This is a genomic window from Microbulbifer sp. ABF4_148 (genome assembly GCF_056158985.1).
Map to the genome: position 1 here is coordinate 2,616,903 of NZ_JBSWUI010000001.1, position 18,060 is coordinate 2,634,962.

Below are 18,060 nucleotides of genomic sequence, written 5' to 3' on the forward strand. Positions count from 1 at the left end.
AGGGGTGGGGCGCGCGAAGATCGTGGCAGCCTGTTTTCCCCACTGACAGAGCAGTTTCATGGCAGAGCAGAAATTCGACCTGGTGATTATCGGGTCAGGACCCGCCGGGGAAGCGGCGGCAATGAGCGCATCCAAAAAGGGAATGCGTGTCGCGGTCATCGAGAAGCGGACCGCGGTGGGCGGGAACTGTACCCACAAAGGTACGATTCCCTCCAAGGCGCTGCGTCACTCGGTAAAGCAGTTGATGCGCTACAATACCCAATCGGTTTTCCGTGCGCTTGGCGAACCTCGACGCCTGACGTTTCCGCAGGTCATGCAGACCGTCAACAAAGTCATCTCTTATCAGGTAGAGATGCATACCAGCTTCTATGCGCGCAATCGTGTGGAACTGGTCATTGGTGAAGCTCGTTTCCGCGATGCCAATACGGTTGAAGTGCAGCTGCAGGATGGTGCCACCGAGGTGATCAGTGCGAAGCAATTCGTGATTGCGACCGGCTCCCGTCCGTACCATCCGTCCGATGTGGATTTTTCCCACGAGCGGGTTTACGACAGCGATACCATTCTGGATATGCAGCATACGCCCGGATCCATGATGATTTATGGGGCAGGTGTGATTGGTTGTGAGTACGCCTCCATCTTTGCCGGGCTCGGCGTCAAGGTTGATCTGATCAATACTCGTGGCAGTCTGCTGGAATTTCTCGACGACGAGATTTCTGATGCACTGAGCTACCACCTGCGTGATATGGGTGTGACGGTTCGCCATCAGGAGGAATACGCCAAGGTAGAGTCCGATTCCAATGGCGTCATCATGCAGATGCAGTCCGGCAAGCGAATCCATGCCGATGCGCTGCTCTGGTGTAATGGCCGTACCGGCAATACGAACGGCCTCGGTCTGGAAAACGTTGGGCTGGAAGCTAACCACCGGGGTCAGCTGAAAGTAGATGAGCATTACTGCACCGAAGTGGACAGTATCTTTGCGGTGGGTGATGTGATCGGCTGGCCGAGTCTCGCCAGCGCCTCCTATGACCAGGGCAGGGCGGTAGCCGCGGCGATCGCGGGCCGGGGTCATCGTGTCATTGAGGATGCACCTACCGGCATTTACACGCTGCCGGAGATCTCTTCTGTCGGCAAGACCGAGTCCGAATTGACCGAGGCCAAAGTGCCTTACGAAGTTGGTCGGGCCCTGTTCAAGCATACCGCGCGTGCGCAGATTTCCGGTGAACGCGTGGGCATGCTGAAGATTCTTTTCCACATCGAAACCCGTGAGATTCTCGGCATTCATTGCTTCGGTGCTGAGGCTGCGGAGATTGTGCATATCGGGCAGGCCATTATGAAACAGCCTGCACCGAACAATTCCATCGATTTCTTCGTCAATACCACGTTCAACTATCCGACTATGGCAGAGGCCTATCGCAGTGCCGCCCTGGATGGACTCAACCGGGTAATGCGCCTGTGACTGAACCCTCCCCGAGTGAGTTTCAGGAGCTGGTAAAGGGATTCTTTGAAAAGATTCCCTTTAACCAGCAGATTGGCCTGCAGATGCGTGAGCTGGATCTTGAGCAGCTCACAATTTCAGCCAGCTTTGAATTGAAGCCAGAACTGATCGGCAACATCTGGAAGAACATCCTGCACGGTGGTGTGATAGCCACTGCATTGGATACCGTGGGAGGTTTGACAGCGCTGGTAGCGGCGTACCAGCGATTGGGTGATGTTGACTGGCAGGAAAAGACCCATCGCTTGTCCAAGCTGGGTACTGTCGATATGCGGGTCGATTACCTCAAGCCAGGTCGTGGAGAGCAGTTTGTCTGTCACGGTTCCATATTGCGTACCGGTAACAAGTTAGTTGTCACCCGGATGGAGCTCTTCAATGAGCTCGATGAATTGATCGCAACGGGAACCGCGACCTACCTGTACTGAATCGGCGCCAGTTCTCCGGTTCAGTTAGCGCGGCGGTTGTTTTCGAAGAACCATTGGGTAACCCATTTGGGATAGTTGAATGGTTTGCCCTGGATAAAGGTGCCGTCTTCCCCGCCCGATGGCCACGCATGGCCGAGCCCTTCGACCAATACCCGGGAAACTCTCGGTCCTTTTGTGTCACACCACTCCGTTACCTCTATCGTTTCAGAGCTCATGGAGATACCACTCTCCTTGCAGGCTGGTAGCGGTGCGTCGCTTGCGTATACGGTACGCGCAATGTCCGCGTTTCGGGTAGCGTGCTCCGGGGCTACCACGTTATCGTTTTTACCGTGTACGGTGTTCCAGATTTGCGAGGCCAGTTTTTCCTGCGCTGCTTCCCCGAGCGCCGCTGAGCCATATTGGTGGCAGTTATCGGTTCCGGCCTTTACTGAAATGGCGGGGGAGCGCAGGTCAGCCGCTTCACCCCGTGAGCCTGGTGCCAGGCCAGCATCGATTCCTATACCCGCGAAGAGATCAGGCGCCATACATCCCAGCTGGTAGGCAATACCGGCACCGGAAGAAAGGCCTGTCAGGTAAACCTGGTCGGCATCGATCTCGAGGCTGGGGTCTGCGAGCAGCTCCCTAACGAGCGCAATCAGATAGGCGTGATCGCTGCTGTCATGACGTGCTTCGGTTCCCTGATGGAAGTTCCAGCACCCCATAAATCCGAAGCGCCCTTCACCAGAAGCCTGCGGTAGCGCGACGACCATGCCGTACTCTTCGGAAACCGCGGCCCAATTTCCCGCGCTTTTCATCGCGTCATTGGTCTGCACGCAGCCGTGCAGGCTCACCATTAGCGCGCGTCCGCCGTCACCGGATATCTCGTTTTCCGGGACATGAACGAATGCCTCAAGTGTTCCGCCTATAGGCTGCTCTGCGCGCCAGCCAAATGCTGCATCGCTCGTGCTGGCGTGACTAATGGTTGAAGTGGTGAGGAACAGTAAGCCCGCGAAGAGCGGGGAGGTACAGAGGGTGCGAGAAATGCCCATCATTGGCTCCAGCTTGGTGAACAGTTTTCTGCGCCATGAAAGCGCCCAGTTTCCACTGTATCAGGAGGGGTGGAGCGACTCTGTACTCCCTTGGTATGAGGTGTGTGCGGATGGTCGGCGTGCCGGAGGGCAGCACGCCGAAAAACGGGATTGGCTTAGCCGCGGGGCTTTGCCACGACATGCAGGACTTTGTCCCATTCAAAGTACACATAGAAGTCGGTGTATTCCCAGCGGCTGATGGCGGGCTCGCCTACTGGCCCATCGATCGCGACGGGTTCGCCCAGCTCGGTCGTCACCTGTTCCTTCTCAAGGCCGCGCAGTGTCTCTACTTCGGCGACAAAGCCCTGTTGGCCCACGGGCACTTCGACCTCTTCCGCGACAGCGAATGCCGAAACGAAACTGAGTGCGCCACCGAAAGCGGCAGCCAGTGTGGTGCGGTGGAAGGCGTTACGGGCCATGGGTCTCTCCGGACGAAGTTATTTTGCTTAACGGCGGTATTAAAGCAGGTATTCTGCCTAAACACTTGGATTTATTCACGTTTTTCAAATTGGATCAAGGGTGCGGCGCGCGTTCTTGGTGGCTGATTATAAATTACCCTGCCGTACCTTCCCGTCGTAGCGGCCAATGAGAGGGCCTTCCGTGCCAGACCGTCGGCATATGCTAGGCTGATAGGCAGTCTCAGGAGCCTGAGGTGGGCAAGAAATGGATGTCGGGAAATATTTTTCTACCGTTGGCTTGCTGGTTGGTACCACCTTCTTTGCTGCTTCGCTCACTCCTTCCCTTATTCCCCGTACCGATTTTGTTCAGGGGGCGATCTCCGGCGTTTCCTTTGTAGCGGGTTACGGGGTCGGCACGTTCCTGATGTGGCTGTGGGATTACCTGCAGCTCCCGCGGCCCCGCGGCAAAACTCGCAGTGTCATTGCCTGGGTGGCGATCATTTTCTGTGCGCTGGTGTTGCTTGGTTTCCTCTGGCAGGCGAGTAACTGGCAGAACTCGGTGCGTTCATTAATGGGGATGGAGCTGGTTTCCGGTATTCGCCCCATAACGGTGGCGGTCGTTGCCGGGCTGGTGTTCCTGTTTTTCCTGTTTATCGGCAGGCTGTTTCGTCGGACCTATCGAGCACTGTCGCGCAAATTTGAGCGGGTAATTCCACCGAGAGTGTCCCTGGTAGTCGGGCTGGGGCTGGCACTCTTTCTGTTCTGGATCGTGGTCAATGATGTGTTCATCAACACGGCCCTGCATGCAGTGGATGACGCATACCGTCGTCTTGATGCCCGGATGCAGCCTGACCTCCCGGCGCCAACCGGAAAATTGAGCTCGGGCGGCCCGGACTCCCTGCTGGACTGGCAGACGATGGGGCATCAGGGCAGGCGATACCTGTCGTTGCGTCCAACAGAGGCAGATATCCGCGCGGTCGCGGGTGAGGCGCGTGAACCCATCCGTGTCTATGTGGGCCTCAATGCGGCCAAGACACCGGAGCTGCGTGCGAAGCTGGCGCTGGACGAACTGAAGCGGATTGGCGGCTTTGATCGTTCTGTGCTGATTTTGATCACCCCCACTGGAACGGGCTGGATCGATCCGGGGTCAATCAATTCGGTGGAATACCTCCATCGGGGCGATATCGCCAGTGTGGCTGCCCAGTATTCCTACCTGCCCAGTCCCATTGCGCTCATGACCCAGGATGCTTACGGAGTGGAAAGCGCCCGGGCAATGTTTCAGGCTGTCTATGGCTACTGGCGGACGTTACCGCGATCGTCCCGGCCAAAGCTCTATTTGTTTGGTTTGAGCCTGGGGGCGATGAATTCCGATCGGTCTTTCGATCTTTACGACATTATCGATGAGCCGTTTCATGGGGCGCTTTGGACTGGTCCTCCCTTCAGAAGCGATACCTGGCGCAAGGTAACCGCCGAAAGAGACGAGGGGTCACCGGCATGGTTGCCCGAGTTTCGAGGTGGGGCGGTGGTGCGCTTTGGCAACCATTTCGGCGGATACCAGAAAGGCCGGGTTCCATGGGGTAATTTCCGCATCGCCTATCTTCAACACGGTAGTGACCCGATTGTGTTTTTTGATCCGGAAGCGATGTATCGCAAGCCCGATTGGATGGATATGCCCCGGGCGCCGGACGTCTCGCCGGATCTAAAATGGTACCCCATCGTGACCTTTCTGCAGTTGGCGGCGGACATGCACGCGGGTATTGCCCCACCGGGATTTGGTCATAGTTACGCGCCGCCTGACTATACGCGCGCCTGGCTGGCGTTGACCCAGCCTCCGGGGTGGGACCAGCAAGCGATTCAGCGCTTGAACGCCCGCCTGGAACAGTACAACAAGAAGTGATCTGACGGTGGGGCCAACGCGCCCCACAAAGTGAGAGCACGATGATAAACACTTGGATTTCTTCGCGTTTTTCCGTTTAAATCGCCCTATGTTAAAGCCTGTCCCTCTCTTTATTGGATTGCGTTATACGTCGGCTCGACGACGTCAGCAGTTCATTTCCTTTATCAATGGGTTCTCCCTGCTCGGTATGGCGCTTGGGGTCATGGCCCTGATCATCGTGACGTCCGTGATGAACGGTTTTGACCGTGAATTGAAGACCCGAATCCTGAGCGTGGTACCCCACGGGTTCGTTGAGCGGGAAGGGGGGCTGGACGATTGGCAGGGTATTGCCACACAGCTCCAGGACCAGCCGCATGTGGTGGGTGTCAGCCCCTATGTCCGTGGCTTCGCACTCCTGGGGGCGAATGGCGATAGCCATGGGGTGGAGTTCCAGGGCGTCGACCCTATCGCTCTTCGGCAGGTCAGTGAAGTCGGTGACCACATGATGATGGGCGACCTGGAGAGCCTGCAGCCGCGGAGCTACAACATCATCCTGGGGCGTATCCTGGCGCGCCAGCTCAACGTCATCCCCGGGGACTCGGTGATGTTGACTCTGCCTGAAGTGGTGATCACGCCCGCAGGGATATTCCCACGGACCAAGCGTTTTACCGTTTCCGGCGTGTTTTCTGTGGGTGCGCAGGTGGATCAAGGTATGGCCCTGATGCACATTGAAGACGCGGCTCGCCTGCTCCGGATGCGCGGGCGCACCCAGGGGTTGCAGTTGCGTTTTGACGATATGAACAATGCCCTGGGGCGTGTTTCCGCCTATGCGGGTGCGCTTGGCGACGGGTTTAGTGGTGAAGACTGGAGCCTTTCGCAGGGGAGCCTGTTCCAGGCCGTGAAAATGGAAAAGACCGTTGTGACGCTGATGCTGATGATCATCGTTGCGGTGGCCGCCTTCAATATCGTATCGGCCCTGGTCCTGATGGTCGCGGATAAGCGTTCGGATATCGCCGTATTGCGCACGCTGGGCCTGACCTCGCGACAAATTATGTCGGTGTTTGTGATTCAGGGCAGTGCGATCGGGATCATTGGTGCCTTGGCCGGCGCCCTCCTGGGTATTCTGATTGCGTTGAACCTGACCGACATGGTGACCTGGGTAGAGAATCTGCTGGGCGCCAAAATTTTCGATCCCCGGGTGTTTTTCGTTAGCTTCCTGCCGTCTGAATTTCGTCCCGGGGATGCGGTGGTCGTATTGTCAGCGGCGGTGTTGATGAGTCTGGTGGCCACGCTGTATCCCGCGTGGCGCGCTGCGCAGATCGAGCCCGCGGAAGCGCTCCGATATGAATGATTCACGGATCCAGCCATCCGTCAGAGAGAACACAATGAACAGCCAAGTCCAGATCGATCGTTTAGCTGGTGAATCGGTAGGTGAACAGCCGGTAGTGCTCGCCTGTTCGAGTTTGTGCAAGAGCTATGAGCAGGGCGGACGTGAGCTGCCAGTGCTCACCGGGGTGGAGTTGTCCGTCCACCAGGGGGAGAAACTCGCTATCGTAGGCGCCTCCGGCTCGGGGAAATCTACGCTGCTGAATTTGCTTGGTGGTCTCGATACGCCAACCTCTGGTGAGGTCTCGGTCGCGGGACGCACACTTTCTGAGCTGAATGCCAATGAGCGCGGATGGTTGCGCAATACCAGTCTCGGGTTTGTGTACCAGTTTCACCACCTCCTGGGTGAATTCACTGCGCTGGAAAATGTCGCAATGCCTTTATTGATCGGCAAAAAGTCAGTCACTGAATCCCGCCGCGAGGCAGCAGCCATGCTGGACGCGGTTGGGCTGGGGCAGCGACTGGACCACAAGCCCGCACAGCTCTCCGGAGGCGAGCGCCAACGTGTCGCAATTGCCCGGGCGTTGGTGACCCGGCCGGCTTGTGTATTGATGGACGAGCCTACCGGAAACCTTGACCGGGCGACCGGGCAGGATATCCACCGTTTGATGGACAAGCTGAATTCGGAGCTTGGCATTAGTTTCGTGATTGTGACCCACGACCCTGAATTGGCAGCGTCGCTGGATCGTTGTCTGCACCTGGTTGATGGGCACTTGGTGTCTGAGTCGGGTGAGGATCAACGTGTTTAAGCCGCTTCCAGCATTTATTGGCCAGCGTTACGCAGGTGCACAGCGCCGAGGGGGAGGGGATTCCGGTGGCCTGGTGTCCTTCATCTCTGGCTTGTCGATGGTCGGCTTGATCCTTGGTGTCGCATTGATGATTGTGGTGATGTCGGTGATGAATGGATTTGATCGCGAATTGCGCGATCGGATCCTGGGCATCATGCCGCATGCGACGATCTATAACGAGAGTACGGATATTGACTGGCCGTCAGTTCGTCAGGAGCTCGAAGCAAAACCGGAGGTAATCGCAGCGGCCGAGGTCTGGCAGGTCAACGCGCTGGCCCGGTATGGCCGAGAAGTGACGCCGGTACTGGCCCAGGGGGTGAATCCGGAGACGATCGGCGCTGTATCCAATATTGGTCGGTTTATCCATGACCAGTCTTTCTCCCAGCTTGGCGACCTTGAGGATCCTGGCGTGATTCTTGGCCGCGGTTTGGCCGACAAGCTGGGTGTCGCAAGCGGGGATCACGTATCACTCATTGTGCCAAACAACAGCACCACGGGCAGTGGGCGTGCCTCCGCCCAATTGGCAGGGTTCCGCGTGGTCGACATTTTCCATTCGGGTACGGCGCTGGATCATTCCCTGGCATTGCTCGATTGGGATCAGGCGCGCACATTGGCAAATGGCCAGCGCGGGGCGGGTGTCCAGTTGCGGCTGGAGGATATGCTCAGTGCAAACTGGATAATGCGAGACCTGATGCGCGAACTTCCCGCGCGGAACTTTTATGGCAGCGACTGGAGTCGCACACACGGCAACCTGTACCAGGCCATACAAATGTCACGGAACCTGGTCAGTCTGCTGGTCCTGCTGATTATTGCCATCGCTGCCTTTAACGTCGTGTCCACGCTCGTGATGGTGGTGATTGACAAGCACGGTGACATCGCCATCTTGCGCACGATGGGGGCAAGCACACGCGAAATCCTGCTCACCTTTGTGAGTCAGGGAATGCTGGTGGGCCTCATTGGTGCGGTGGTTGGTGGTTTGCTGGGGATTGGCTTATCTCTGGTGGTGACAGATCTGGTTGCCGGGCTTGAATCGATCTTCGGGATACAATTTCTGAAGTCCGACGTGTATCCGGTAGATTACCTGCCGTCAGAACTTCAGTGGGGGGATGTTGCGCTTGTCGTGGGGGCGGGCTTCCTGCTGAGCCTGCTGGCGACTCTGTATCCTGCTCTGCAGGCGAGCCGAGTGCAACCAGCGGTCGCGTTGCGTAACGAACAATAAAAAGTTAACTGGCAGAATCTCTGAGGCCGTTTTGTTTAGCTTCGTACAGTTTATTGCCCGGGTGCACCGACCTTCGGTGGTGTGGTGGCCATTTTCCTTTCTGCGACCAGACGTTGATCGCCGTTTTGATCGTTCCCGAATAGTGGGCGCAGCAACACTCTACACGTTGTATACGTGGTCGATCCTGTCCGTTATTTTGTTTCTCAAGCGTGGGCTCGCGTTGGACTGGCTGCTGACTCTGCTGGTCGGGCTCGCCCTGTTTTTCATCGCCTACTACGCAATGGTCGCTTACTGCTGGAATCGTGCTTTGACGGAGTCCTGAGAATACGGACTGTGAGAGGTTTAATTCAGTACTGAAGAGCGCTTGGCGAGGCGATGTTTCCAGCGCTTGACCACGTGCCATCGCCAGAGAGCCTGCATGATGAAGTAGGCAAGGGTGGCCAGAATCATCCCGCACAGAAGTGAGCCAAAGAACAGCGGCGCCCAGATTTTCCCGAACTCCGAGCTCAACCACTCCCAAGACAATTCTATCTGAAAGTCCAGCGGTGGCGTGCCGAGAATCCATGCGCCCACTTTGTAGGTGGTGTAAAAGATTGCGGGCATCGTGACCGGGTTGCTAATCCACACCAGAATCATCGATAGGGGCAGGTTGCAGCGAAACCAGAGTGCCAGCAGCGCAGCGATGACCATTTGACCGGGTAGTGGCAGGAAGCTGACGAAGACGCCGACGGCAAAAGCAACAGAAACGGAGTGGCGATTGAGGTGGAACAGGTTGGGGTCATGCAGCAAGTTGCCGCAAAACTGGAGGGTCTGATTGGCGCGGACCTGTTCGGGAGTTGGCAGCCAGCGCTTGAAGATACTTTTCGGCATAACGTCTCTTAACTCGGAAACCGGCAGCCCAGATCCTGCAAACCCTTCTAACTCGCTGTTCAATTGCGGTCGCTATTCAGTTGGTTCGCACTCCAGTCGGGCATTTCCCGTCGCGCTTCCTTTTCAGCATAGATCGGAAGGCGCCGGCACCCCAGTGCGCGGCCGGTATTATGCCTGCTCACGCATAACAAGACTACTTTCCCCGCCAAACCGCCAGAATTCGACAATGTGTCAACAATGTGTCCTTGATTTATCGCCTTGACTCACGTATTTCACTGATTTAAGGTTGTCGCCCATGAAAAGTGTCGACAATTTGGTGTCTTATGGCTGAAAAGTCAGTAGAGGTTAGCTCATCCAGTGCGGGTCAGAGCATTGCTGACCGCCTGTATGAATCCCTGCGCGCCGATATTGTCGAAGGGCGTCTGGCCGCCGGCAGCAAGATTAGTGAACCAGAGCTCGCAAGGCGCTTCGAAGCGAGCCGCGGTAGCCTCAGAGAGGCACTGATGCGACTGGAGTCATTGGGGTTGCTGGAACGCAAAGTCAATGTCGGTGCGCGAGTCGTGCAGCTCAGTGAGCGCGGCCTGCTCGAACTCTACGATGTACGTGAAGCGCTTGAGGGCATGGCATGCCGGCTGGCCGCTGAACGGCGAGAAGAGGCTGACATCGTTGCGCTGCGTCAAATGCTCGAGGCCCACCAATCCCAGGAGGCACTGCAGCAGGGTACGGCGTATTTTCAGCCTGAGGGTGACTTCGACTTCCACTTTCGGATCGTGCAAGCGTCCGGAAATGACCTGCTAATCGAAACGCTGTGCGACCGGCTCTACTACCGCGTGCGGATGTATCGCTACCAATTGGGGATGGCCAGTCCGAGGGCCCAGCGTGCGTTCCGCGAACACAGCCATATTATCGATGCCATCGAGGCCGGAGACGGTGAATTGGCAGAGTTGCTGATGCGCCGCCATATCAATGCATCACGACGAAACATCGAAAATAAACTTTCCCAAGCATCAACAGTTAATACACAAAAATGAGGTGAATCATGAGCCAGAAATTGACGGCGGGCGGTCGCTTCCGCAAGGCACTTGCTGAGAATGCCCCGCTGCAGGTGGTTGGCACCATCAATGCCTACAGTGCAATTATGGCCGAGCGTATCGGCCATAAGGCGATTTATCTCTCTGGCGGGGGTGTTGCCAACGCGTCCTACGGACTGCCAGACCTGGGCATGACGAGCCTGGATAACGTTCTGGAAGATGTGCGTCGCATTACGGCGGCGAGCGCATTGCCGCTGCTGGTTGATATCGATACTGGTTGGGGCGGGGCGTTTAATATTGCGCGCACCGTAAAAGAAATGATCCGCGCAGGGGCTGCTGCGGTGCATATCGAAGATCAGGTTGCACAAAAACGCTGCGGACATCGTCCTAACAAGGAAATTGTGAGCAAGCAGGAGATGGTGGACCGGATCAAGGCGGCTGTCGACGCGCGTACCGATGATGACTTTTTCATCATGGCCCGCACAGACGCTTTTGCCCAGGAAGGCCTCGATGCCGCTATCGATCGTGCGCAGGCGTGTATCGAAGCCGGCGCCGACGGTATTTTTGCCGAGGCAGTGACGGAGCTCGAGCACTATCGCGCGTTTAAAGATGCGCTGCAGGTACCGATCCTTGCCAATATTACCGAATTCGGTAAGACGCGGCTGTATAACTGCGGTGAGCTGGCAGAGGCTGGCGCCGATATGGTGTTGTATCCATTGTCTGCGTTCCGCGCGATGAATCGTGCAGCGGAAAATGTCTATAACAGCATTCTCCAGAATGGCGATCAGCAGGCGGTAGTAGATCAGATGCAGACGCGTGAAGAGCTGTATGATTACCTGAACTACCACGAATTTGAACAGAAACTGGACGCGCTCTTCGAAGACAAGGGCTAAGTCAGAACGTTGGCCCGAGGGGAGCAATATGCTCGCTCGGGCAACTAATACTCTTTCAATAAAAGGGAAATAACGATGGCTGAGAAAAAACTGGGTGGCGCCGGCCTGCGCGGACAGGTAGCGGGCAAAACGGCACTTTCTACGGTAGGGAAGTCTGGTTCCGGCCTGACATACCGTGGTTACGACGTCAAAGACCTGGCAGAAAACTGCTGTTTTGAGGAAGTCGCCTATTTGATTTTCTATGGCGAACTACCGACCAGCAGTCAATTGGCAGACTACCGCGGCTTGCTGAAGTCCCAGCGTGGATTGCCGCTGGCACTGCGCGAAGTTCTGGAGCGTATCCCCGCCGAAGCACATCCGATGGACGTTATGCGAACCGGATGTTCCATGCTGGGCAATCTGGAAGGCGAAGAGTCGTTTGACCAGCAGCTGGAAAAGGCCAATCGTCTGCTGGCGGCATTCCCCTCAATTATCTGCTACTGGTATCGCTTCAGCCACGATGGAGTGCGCATTGAAACCGAAACCGATGATGACTCTATCGGCGGGCACTTCCTGCATATGCTGCGCGGTGAAAAACCCAATGCGCTGCATGAGAAGGTGATGAATGTCTCCCTGATCCTGTACGCAGAGCACGAATTTAATGCGTCCACCTTTACGGCGCGCGTTTGCGCTTCGACTCTGTCTGACCTGTACAGCTGTATAACCGGTGCGATTGGTTCGCTCCGTGGCCCGCTGCACGGTGGTGCCAATGAAGCAGCGATGGAGCTGATCGAGAGCTTTACGTCTGCGGACGAAGCCGAGGCTGGCCTGATGGGCATGCTGGAGCGCAAGGAAAAGATCATGGGCTTTGGCCATGCGATCTATACCGAATCCGATCCGCGCAACGAGATTATCAAGCAGTGGTCTGAAAAGCTGGGTGCCGATGTCGGTGATACCGTCCTGTATCCCGTATCTGTACGTTGTGAAGAAGTGATGTGGCGTGAGAAGAAGCTGTTCTGTAACGCCGACTTCTTCCACGCCTCTGCCTATCACTTCATGGGTATTCCCACCAAGCTGTTTACGCCGATTTTCGTTATGTCCCGCGTAACCGGTTGGGCTGCCCATGTGTTTGAGCAGCGCGCTGACAACCGCATTATCCGTCCAAGCGCCGAATACACCGGCCCGGAATTGCGCAAGGTGACACCGATCGACGAGCGCTGATTGAGAATGAGGCCGGCAAATGCCGGCCTCACTGTATTTGCGCAGGTCCTGGCGAGGCTGGGATCTACGACCCTTTGGCCAAAGACAACAAGATTTAACCGGTTTTTCCGCAATGAATACTGAATACCGCAAGCAGCTCCCCGGCTCGGACCTCGACTATTTTGATACCCGTGCCGCCGTCAATACGATCCAGCCCGGCGCCTACGACAAACTTCCGTACACTTCCAAAATTCTTGCTGAAAACCTGGTGCGCCGCTGCGAACCGTCTGCACTGACTGACAGCCTGCGCCAGATTATTGAACGCAAGCGCGATCTGGACTTTCCCTGGTTTCCGGCACGTGTGGTCTGCCACGATATTCTTGGGCAGACAGCACTGGTTGACCTCGCGGGTTTGCGCGATGCGATCGCGGACAAAGGGGGTGATCCCGCCATGGTGAACCCGGTGGTCCCCACACAGTTGATTGTGGACCACTCCCTGGCAGTGGAACATCCGGGTTTCGAAAAAGATGCATTCGAAAAGAACCGTGCCGTAGAGGAGCGACGCAATGAAGATCGCTTCCATTTTATTAACTGGACAAAAACGGCATTCAAGAATGTCGATGTGATCCCGCCAGGCAATGGCATCATGCACCAGATCAACCTGGAGAAAATGTCTCCGGTGGTCCAGGTCCGTGACGGCGTCGCTTTCCCGGATACCTGTGTGGGCACCGACAGCCATACCCCAATGGTCGATGCGCTGGGTGTGATTTCCGTCGGCGTGGGCGGACTCGAGGCGGAAAGCGTCATGCTCGGTCGCGCCTCCTATATGCGCCTGCCCGACATCGTGGGTGTCGAGCTGACCGGCAAGCTGCAGCCAGGTATCACTGGAACCGACCTGGTGCTGGCGTTGACCGAATATCTGCGTCGTGAGCGGGTAGTCGGCGCCTATCTGGAATTCTTTGGCGAAGGTGCAGCCAATCTGTCCCTGGGTGATCGCGCCACAATTTCCAATATGACCCCTGAGTATGGCGCGACGGCTGCGATGTTCGCGATCGACCAGCAGACCATTGACTATTTGCGCCTCACCGGCCGCGAGGACGACCAGATCGCGCTCGTCGAGCGTTATGCAAAAGAAACGGGCCTGTGGGCGAATGAACTGGCGAATGCCGAGTACGAACGGGTACTGAAGTTTGATTTGAGCAGCGTTGGCCGCAACCTGGCAGGCCCTTCGAATCCCCATGCGTTGTTGCCGGCTTCGGAGTTGGCGAACCGCGGCATTGCCCGTGCGTATGAGCAGCCCGAAGGTCTGATGCCCGACGGTGCGGTGATCATTGCGGCCATTACCAGCTGCACCAATACCAGTAATCCGCGCAACATGATTGCGGCGGGCCTGATCGCGCGCAATGCCAATCGCCTTGGCCTCACCCGCAAGCCCTGGGTCAAGTCTTCACTGGCACCTGGATCCAAGACCGTCAAAACCTATCTCACAGAGGCCAACCTGTTGCCTGAGTTGGAACAGTTGGGATTTGGCGTGGTCGCATTTGCGTGCACTACCTGTAACGGCATGAGTGGTGCTCTGGATCCGGTTATTCAGAAGGAAGTGGTGGATCGCGACCTGTACGCGACCGCTGTTTTGTCCGGCAATCGCAACTTTGATGGCCGCATCCATCCGTTCGCCAAGCAGGCGTTTCTGGCTTCTCCGCCGCTGGTCGTGGCTTATGCGATCGCCGGTAGTATTCGCTTTGATATTGAAAAAGATGCCCTCGGCCATGACAGCGACGGCAACCCGATCCTGCTGAAGGATATCTGGCCGAGTGACGAAGAGATCGATGAGATCGTTCAGGCCAGCGTAAAACCTGAGCAGTTCCGGGACGTGTATATCCCGATGTTTGAGCTGAAAGACGAGAGCGGGCAGGGCAATCCTCTGTATCACTGGCGCGGCCAAAGCACCTACATCCGTCGTCCGCCCTATTGGGAAGGCGCGCTCGCGGGAGAGCGTAGCCTGTCCGGTATGCGTCCGTTGGCGGTGCTTGGTGACAATATCACCACAGACCATTTGTCGCCCTCCAACGCCATCATGCCGGGGAGCGCAGCAGGCGAGTACCTGGCCAAAATGGGGCTGCCGGAAGAAGACTACAACTCTTACGCGACGCATCGCGGCGATCATCTGACTGCACAACGGGCAACCTTCGCGAACCCGAAACTGTTGAATGAAATGGTGCAGGAAAATGGCGAAGTCGTGCAGGGTTCTCTGGCCCGCGTGGAACCGGAAGGCCAGGTGACTCGCATGTGGGAGGCCATCGAAACCTATATGGACCGCAAGCAGCCACTGATTATTGTGGCCGGTGCGGACTATGGGCAGGGTTCCTCACGCGACTGGGCGGCAAAAGGCGTGCGTTTGGCCGGTGTCGAAGCGATTGTTGCCGAGGGCTTTGAGCGTATTCACCGTACCAACCTGATTGGTATGGGTGTGCTGCCACTGGAGTTCCAGCCTGGCACGACACGCCTGACGCTGGGGATCGATGGTACCGAGACCTTTGATGTCCGTGGCGATCGCACTCCGGGTGCAACCCTGACGCTTGTCATTCACCGTAAAGATGGCGAATCCATCGAAGTGCCGGTGACCTGTCGACTGGATACGGCAGAAGAGGTGTCGATCTATGAGGCTGGTGGTGTTCTCCAGCGCTTCGCCAAGGATTTCCTTGAGCAAGGCGCACAGGCCTGAGGAGCTTCGTATGAGTGACCAACAGTATGCGCCGCAGGTCCGCGTGCCCGCCACCTATATGCGTGGCGGTACCAGCAAAGGGGTTTTCTTTCGGCTGCAGGATTTGCCTGAGGCCGCCCAGCAGCCCGGCCCAGCGCGCGACGCGTTGCTCCTGCGGGTGATTGGTAGCCCGGATCCTTATGGCAAACAGATCGATGGTATGGGTGGTGCCACTTCGAGCACCAGTAAAACGGTGATTCTCGCTCCGAGTACACGGGACAATCACGACGTCGATTATTTGTTTGGGCAGGTTGCCATTGACCGCCCATTTGTCGACTGGAGTGGCAACTGCGGCAATCTTACCGCTGCCGTAGGCGCATTTGCCATTAGTAGTGGCCTGGTGTCTGCGGATCGCGTGCCGCACAACGGCCTTGCGGAGATCCGAATCTGGCAGGCAAATATCGGCAAAACCATTGTTGCGCATATACCGATCACGGATGGTGCTGTGCAGGAAACCGGCGGCTTTGAACTGGATGGGGTGACGTTCCCGGCGGCCGAAGTGAAGATTGAATTTATGGATCCGGCCGACGGCGAAGGGGACATGTTCCCGACGGGCAAACTGGTCGACACGCTGGAAGTACCGGGTGTCGGCACTTTCCCGGCGACCATGATCAATGCGGGGATACCGACCATCTTCGTGAACGCGAAAGATATTGGTTACGAGGGTACCGAGCTGCAGGAAGCCATTAACGGTGATGACGAAGCGTTGGCGCGATTCGAGAAAATCCGCACCGCTGGCGCGCTGGCCATGGGGTTAATCCAGGATCCATCGGAAGCGGCCAGTCGCCAACACACGCCCAAAATCGCCTTTGTTGCGCCTCCGCAAGCCTATACCAGTTCCAGCGGCAAGCAGGTCGATGCCGACGAAATTGATTTGCTGGTACGGGCCCTGTCGATGGGCAAACTGCACCACGCAATGATGGGCACAGCCGCTGTTGCCATTGGCACTGCCGCGGCGGTTCCCGGCACCCTGGTGAACCTGGCTGCTGGCGGGGGAACCCGTGAGAGTGTCCGTTTTGGGCATCCGTCGGGCACTTTGAAAGTCGGCGCAGAGGCTGTGGAAGAGCAGCGCCGTTGGCGTGTCACCAAGGCTGTGATGAGCCGTAGCGCTCGGGTGTTGATGGAGGGCTGGGTGCGGGTACCCCGGCCATAGTCTGGTCGAAATGCTGATCTGAAACTGACGGGCCCTGCGCCCGTTTTTTTGTCCTTTAGCGCTACCGCTTTGACCGCGTGGATTTTCGCCAGAACAAAAAAGGGCGCTAACAATGCGTTAGCGCCCTGATTGCCTGCCTGGCGCCAATCCAGGTGGCTGGGGGGATGATGCTCCGACTTAGAACTTCAGTTCAGTTCCCAGGCCGAAGTAAGTACGCTCGTAACCTTCATCGGCAGTTTCGTCGGTGAGGTAAGCAAAGACCTTGGCATTGCTGGCCAGTTTGTAGTCGAGGCCCAGGCTGTAGGTCTCTGCACCGGCGGTGACGACGTCGGACTGACCGTACTGTGCCTTCATGGTCCAGGCGTCGATCTTGTACGCAATGGATGACATCCAGCCGTCAGTAGTGCTGCCGTCTTCCTTTTCCTGCTCTTCAAACAGGCCACCTACGGTAACCGGTCCAAAGCTGTACTGGCCAACCAGACGGGAAACATTCCAATCGTTCTTCTCAACACCCTGGTCGAAGGCGTAAGCCAGGTAAACGCCGGCGTTATCGTAAGCAAAGGCAACGGAAGTCGCGTTGTCACGAGTATCAGTGATGTCGTTACCATCGATATCCTGACCAATCACGAACTCTTCGTCACCATGGCTGACATAGGCAGCAGCCACCTTGAAACCACCGAAAGACGGCGTGGTGTACTGCAGGGCATTGGCTTCACGATTGTCGCTCTTGGTGATAACGCTCTTGATATCACCTTCGAGGTCGTTGAACAGGTCAACTTTCTTCTGGGCCTTTTTCAGCGGGGTGTCGAACTTACCACCAATTACCTGGCCGAAGCCGCCTTCGAGGCCAGCGAAGATATTGCGCTGCTTCCAGATCTCGTCGGACTCACCAGTCACGTCTACCTCAAATTCCATCTGGTAGATGCCTTTGAGGCCGGTTTCTTCGATCGGCAGAGCGCCCTTAACGCCGAGGCGGGAGGCATTGCTCTTCAGTTCAGTAACAGAGTCATCGCCTTCGTCAGCGGACTGGTAGGACACATTGGCCTTACCGTAGAGCTTCAGCGCTTCGTCTTCAGCAGCAGCCAGAGCCGGAGTCAGGGCGAATACTGCCAGTGAGAGTGCGGTCTTTTTCATCGGTCATCTCGCAGAGTAGGTAGTTTGAGCATTCCGGGGAACTCCTCGCTACCAGCGATACAGGCCCCCTTTGATTTGCGGGCATTGTCGGGCCGAAATATTACAAACAAGTTAAAAAAGTCATTTTTCTTAAAAAAAGGTGACCGGTAGGTGTCTGCAATGTCACAGTTGGCCAGTTTTTAGTCGATTTAAGGGGGCGACAGGGCTTGGTTGGGGGAAATCTTACCGATTCAGCGCGACGACCAGGTTACCCATGGTCGTGAAGGGCGAGCGTATTTTGCCACAAGAGCCCCTTTTGAGCCCCGCCTAACGGCCAGACAGGCGCTCGAGTAGGAGGCTGATTCGTTCACTGCTGCCTGCGGATGCCTGCTCCGTTATTTCGACA

Annotated in this window: 16 protein-coding genes; 12 read left to right on the top strand and 4 right to left on the bottom strand. The window is 56.7% G+C overall.

Translation table 11 applies throughout. The features are described 5' to 3' along the window. Positions 1-58 precede the first annotated feature (58 nt). Together sthA and ACXAD0_RS11500 are read left to right on the top strand one after the other, a co-directional pair. The gene (gene sthA, locus ACXAD0_RS11495; RefSeq protein ID WP_475088537.1) at positions 59-1,456 is read left to right on the top strand and encodes a Si-specific NAD(P)(+) transhydrogenase; all 1,398 of its coding nucleotides are present in this window, start codon (positions 59-61) and stop codon (positions 1,454-1,456) included. Then, positions 1,453-1,917 carry a thioesterase family protein gene (locus ACXAD0_RS11500; protein ID WP_475088538.1) on the top strand — a complete coding sequence of 155 codons (465 nt, stop codon included), beginning with the start codon at positions 1,453-1,455 and terminating at the stop codon, positions 1,915-1,917. Before sthA ends, ACXAD0_RS11500 begins: the two co-directional genes overlap by 4 nt. Positions 1,918-1,937: 20 nt before the next feature. Here ACXAD0_RS11500 and ACXAD0_RS11505 read toward each other — a convergent pair whose 3' ends face one another. Together ACXAD0_RS11505 and ACXAD0_RS11510 are read right to left on the bottom strand one after the other, a co-directional pair. Continuing rightward, positions 1,938-2,948: an extracellular catalytic domain type 1 short-chain-length polyhydroxyalkanoate depolymerase gene (locus ACXAD0_RS11505; RefSeq protein ID WP_475088539.1), complete on the bottom strand. Its 1,011-nt coding sequence runs from the start codon at positions 2,946-2,948 to the stop codon at positions 1,938-1,940. A 152-nt stretch (positions 2,949-3,100) separates the two neighbouring features. Next, on the bottom strand, positions 3,101-3,403 hold the full coding sequence (locus ACXAD0_RS11510; RefSeq protein ID WP_475088540.1) for a hypothetical protein: 303 nt from the start codon (positions 3,401-3,403) through the stop codon (positions 3,101-3,103). A 244-nt stretch (positions 3,404-3,647) separates the two neighbouring features. Between ACXAD0_RS11510 and ACXAD0_RS11515 the strand changes: the two genes are divergently transcribed. The 5 genes from ACXAD0_RS11515 to ACXAD0_RS11535 all read left to right on the top strand — a co-directional run bounded on the left by ACXAD0_RS11515 (position 3,648) and on the right by ACXAD0_RS11535 (position 8,973). After that, a complete protein-coding gene (locus ACXAD0_RS11515; RefSeq protein ID WP_475088541.1) occupies positions 3,648-5,279 on the top strand; it encodes an alpha/beta hydrolase in 1,632 nt (543 codons plus the stop codon). An 88-nt stretch (positions 5,280-5,367) separates the two neighbouring features. Beyond that, positions 5,368-6,609, top strand: coding sequence for a lipoprotein-releasing ABC transporter permease subunit (locus ACXAD0_RS11520; RefSeq protein WP_475088542.1), 1,242 nt, complete (start codon positions 5,368-5,370; stop codon positions 6,607-6,609). A gap of 34 nt (positions 6,610-6,643) precedes the next feature. Next, positions 6,644-7,393 (top strand): lipoprotein-releasing ABC transporter ATP-binding protein LolD, encoded by a 750-nt coding sequence (gene lolD, locus ACXAD0_RS11525; RefSeq protein ID WP_475088544.1) that lies wholly within the window; start codon positions 6,644-6,646, stop codon positions 7,391-7,393. Further along, positions 7,386-8,651 (top strand): lipoprotein-releasing ABC transporter permease subunit, encoded by a 1,266-nt coding sequence (locus ACXAD0_RS11530; protein WP_475088546.1) that lies wholly within the window; start codon positions 7,386-7,388, stop codon positions 8,649-8,651. The genes lolD and ACXAD0_RS11530 overlap by 8 nt, the downstream gene beginning before the upstream one ends. Before the next feature lie 31 nt (positions 8,652-8,682). After that, a complete protein-coding gene (locus ACXAD0_RS11535; RefSeq protein ID WP_475088548.1) occupies positions 8,683-8,973 on the top strand; it encodes a hypothetical protein in 291 nt (96 codons plus the stop codon). A 20-nt stretch (positions 8,974-8,993) separates the two neighbouring features. On the opposite strand, the gene ACXAD0_RS11540 is transcribed toward ACXAD0_RS11535, so the two are convergent. Further along, positions 8,994-9,521, bottom strand: a complete 528-nt coding sequence (locus ACXAD0_RS11540; protein ID WP_475088549.1) for a DUF2062 domain-containing protein — start codon at positions 9,519-9,521, stop codon at positions 8,994-8,996. Between the two features lie 323 nt (positions 9,522-9,844). Here ACXAD0_RS11540 and ACXAD0_RS11545 point away from each other — a divergent pair, with 323 nt between their 5' ends. The 5 genes from ACXAD0_RS11545 (at position 9,845) to prpF (ending at position 16,541) form a co-directional block, all read left to right on the top strand. Then, on the top strand, positions 9,845-10,552 hold the full coding sequence (locus tag ACXAD0_RS11545; RefSeq protein WP_475088551.1) for a GntR family transcriptional regulator: 708 nt from the start codon (positions 9,845-9,847) through the stop codon (positions 10,550-10,552). A gap of 8 nt (positions 10,553-10,560) precedes the next feature. Further along, the gene (gene prpB, locus ACXAD0_RS11550) at positions 10,561-11,445 is read left to right on the top strand and encodes a methylisocitrate lyase (RefSeq protein WP_475088553.1); all 885 of its coding nucleotides are present in this window, start codon (positions 10,561-10,563) and stop codon (positions 11,443-11,445) included. Positions 11,446-11,520: 75 nt separating this feature from the next. Continuing rightward, a complete protein-coding gene (gene prpC / locus ACXAD0_RS11555) occupies positions 11,521-12,645 on the top strand; it encodes a bifunctional 2-methylcitrate synthase/citrate synthase (RefSeq protein WP_475088555.1) in 1,125 nt (374 codons plus the stop codon). Between the two features lie 112 nt (positions 12,646-12,757). Further along, positions 12,758-15,349, top strand: a complete 2,592-nt coding sequence (gene acnD / locus ACXAD0_RS11560; protein WP_475088557.1) for a Fe/S-dependent 2-methylisocitrate dehydratase AcnD — start codon at positions 12,758-12,760, stop codon at positions 15,347-15,349. Positions 15,350-15,359: 10 nt separating this feature from the next. Next, positions 15,360-16,541 (top strand): 2-methylaconitate cis-trans isomerase PrpF, encoded by a 1,182-nt coding sequence (gene prpF, locus ACXAD0_RS11565; RefSeq protein WP_475088559.1) that lies wholly within the window; start codon positions 15,360-15,362, stop codon positions 16,539-16,541. Between the two features lie 177 nt (positions 16,542-16,718). Here the strand turns inward: prpF and ACXAD0_RS11570 are convergent, their stop codons facing one another. Further along, the gene (locus ACXAD0_RS11570) at positions 16,719-17,675 is read right to left on the bottom strand and encodes a porin (protein WP_475088560.1); all 957 of its coding nucleotides are present in this window, start codon (positions 17,673-17,675) and stop codon (positions 16,719-16,721) included. Positions 17,676-18,060: the final 385 nt, after the last annotated feature.

Bases quoted from the DNA above. Each gene is read 5' to 3' on its own strand.
- ACXAD0_RS11515 (WP_475088541.1), top strand. From the start codon at position 3,648: ATGGATGTCGGGAAATATTTTTCTACCGTTGGCTTGCTGGTTGGTACC.
- ACXAD0_RS11520 (WP_475088542.1), top strand. From the start codon at position 5,368: ATGTTAAAGCCTGTCCCTCTCTTTATTGGATTGCGTTATACGTCGGCT.
- lolD (WP_475088544.1), top strand. From the start codon at position 6,644: ATGAACAGCCAAGTCCAGATCGATCGTTTAGCTGGTGAATCGGTAGGT.
- prpB (WP_475088553.1), top strand. From the start codon at position 10,561: ATGAGCCAGAAATTGACGGCGGGCGGTCGCTTCCGCAAGGCACTTGCT.
- ACXAD0_RS11540 (WP_475088549.1), bottom strand. From the start codon at position 9,521: ATGCCGAAAAGTATCTTCAAGCGCTGGCTGCCAACTCCCGAACAGGTC.
- ACXAD0_RS11510 (WP_475088540.1), bottom strand. From the start codon at position 3,403: ATGGCCCGTAACGCCTTCCACCGCACCACACTGGCTGCCGCTTTCGGT.
- prpC (WP_475088555.1), top strand. From the start codon at position 11,521: ATGGCTGAGAAAAAACTGGGTGGCGCCGGCCTGCGCGGACAGGTAGCG.
- ACXAD0_RS11505 (WP_475088539.1), bottom strand. From the start codon at position 2,948: ATGATGGGCATTTCTCGCACCCTCTGTACCTCCCCGCTCTTCGCGGGC.
- acnD (WP_475088557.1), top strand. From the start codon at position 12,758: ATGAATACTGAATACCGCAAGCAGCTCCCCGGCTCGGACCTCGACTAT.
- ACXAD0_RS11570 (WP_475088560.1), bottom strand. From the start codon at position 17,675: ATGAAAAAGACCGCACTCTCACTGGCAGTATTCGCCCTGACTCCGGCT.
- sthA (WP_475088537.1), top strand. From the start codon at position 59: ATGGCAGAGCAGAAATTCGACCTGGTGATTATCGGGTCAGGACCCGCC.
- prpF (WP_475088559.1), top strand. From the start codon at position 15,360: ATGAGTGACCAACAGTATGCGCCGCAGGTCCGCGTGCCCGCCACCTAT.
- ACXAD0_RS11545 (WP_475088551.1), top strand. From the start codon at position 9,845: ATGGCTGAAAAGTCAGTAGAGGTTAGCTCATCCAGTGCGGGTCAGAGC.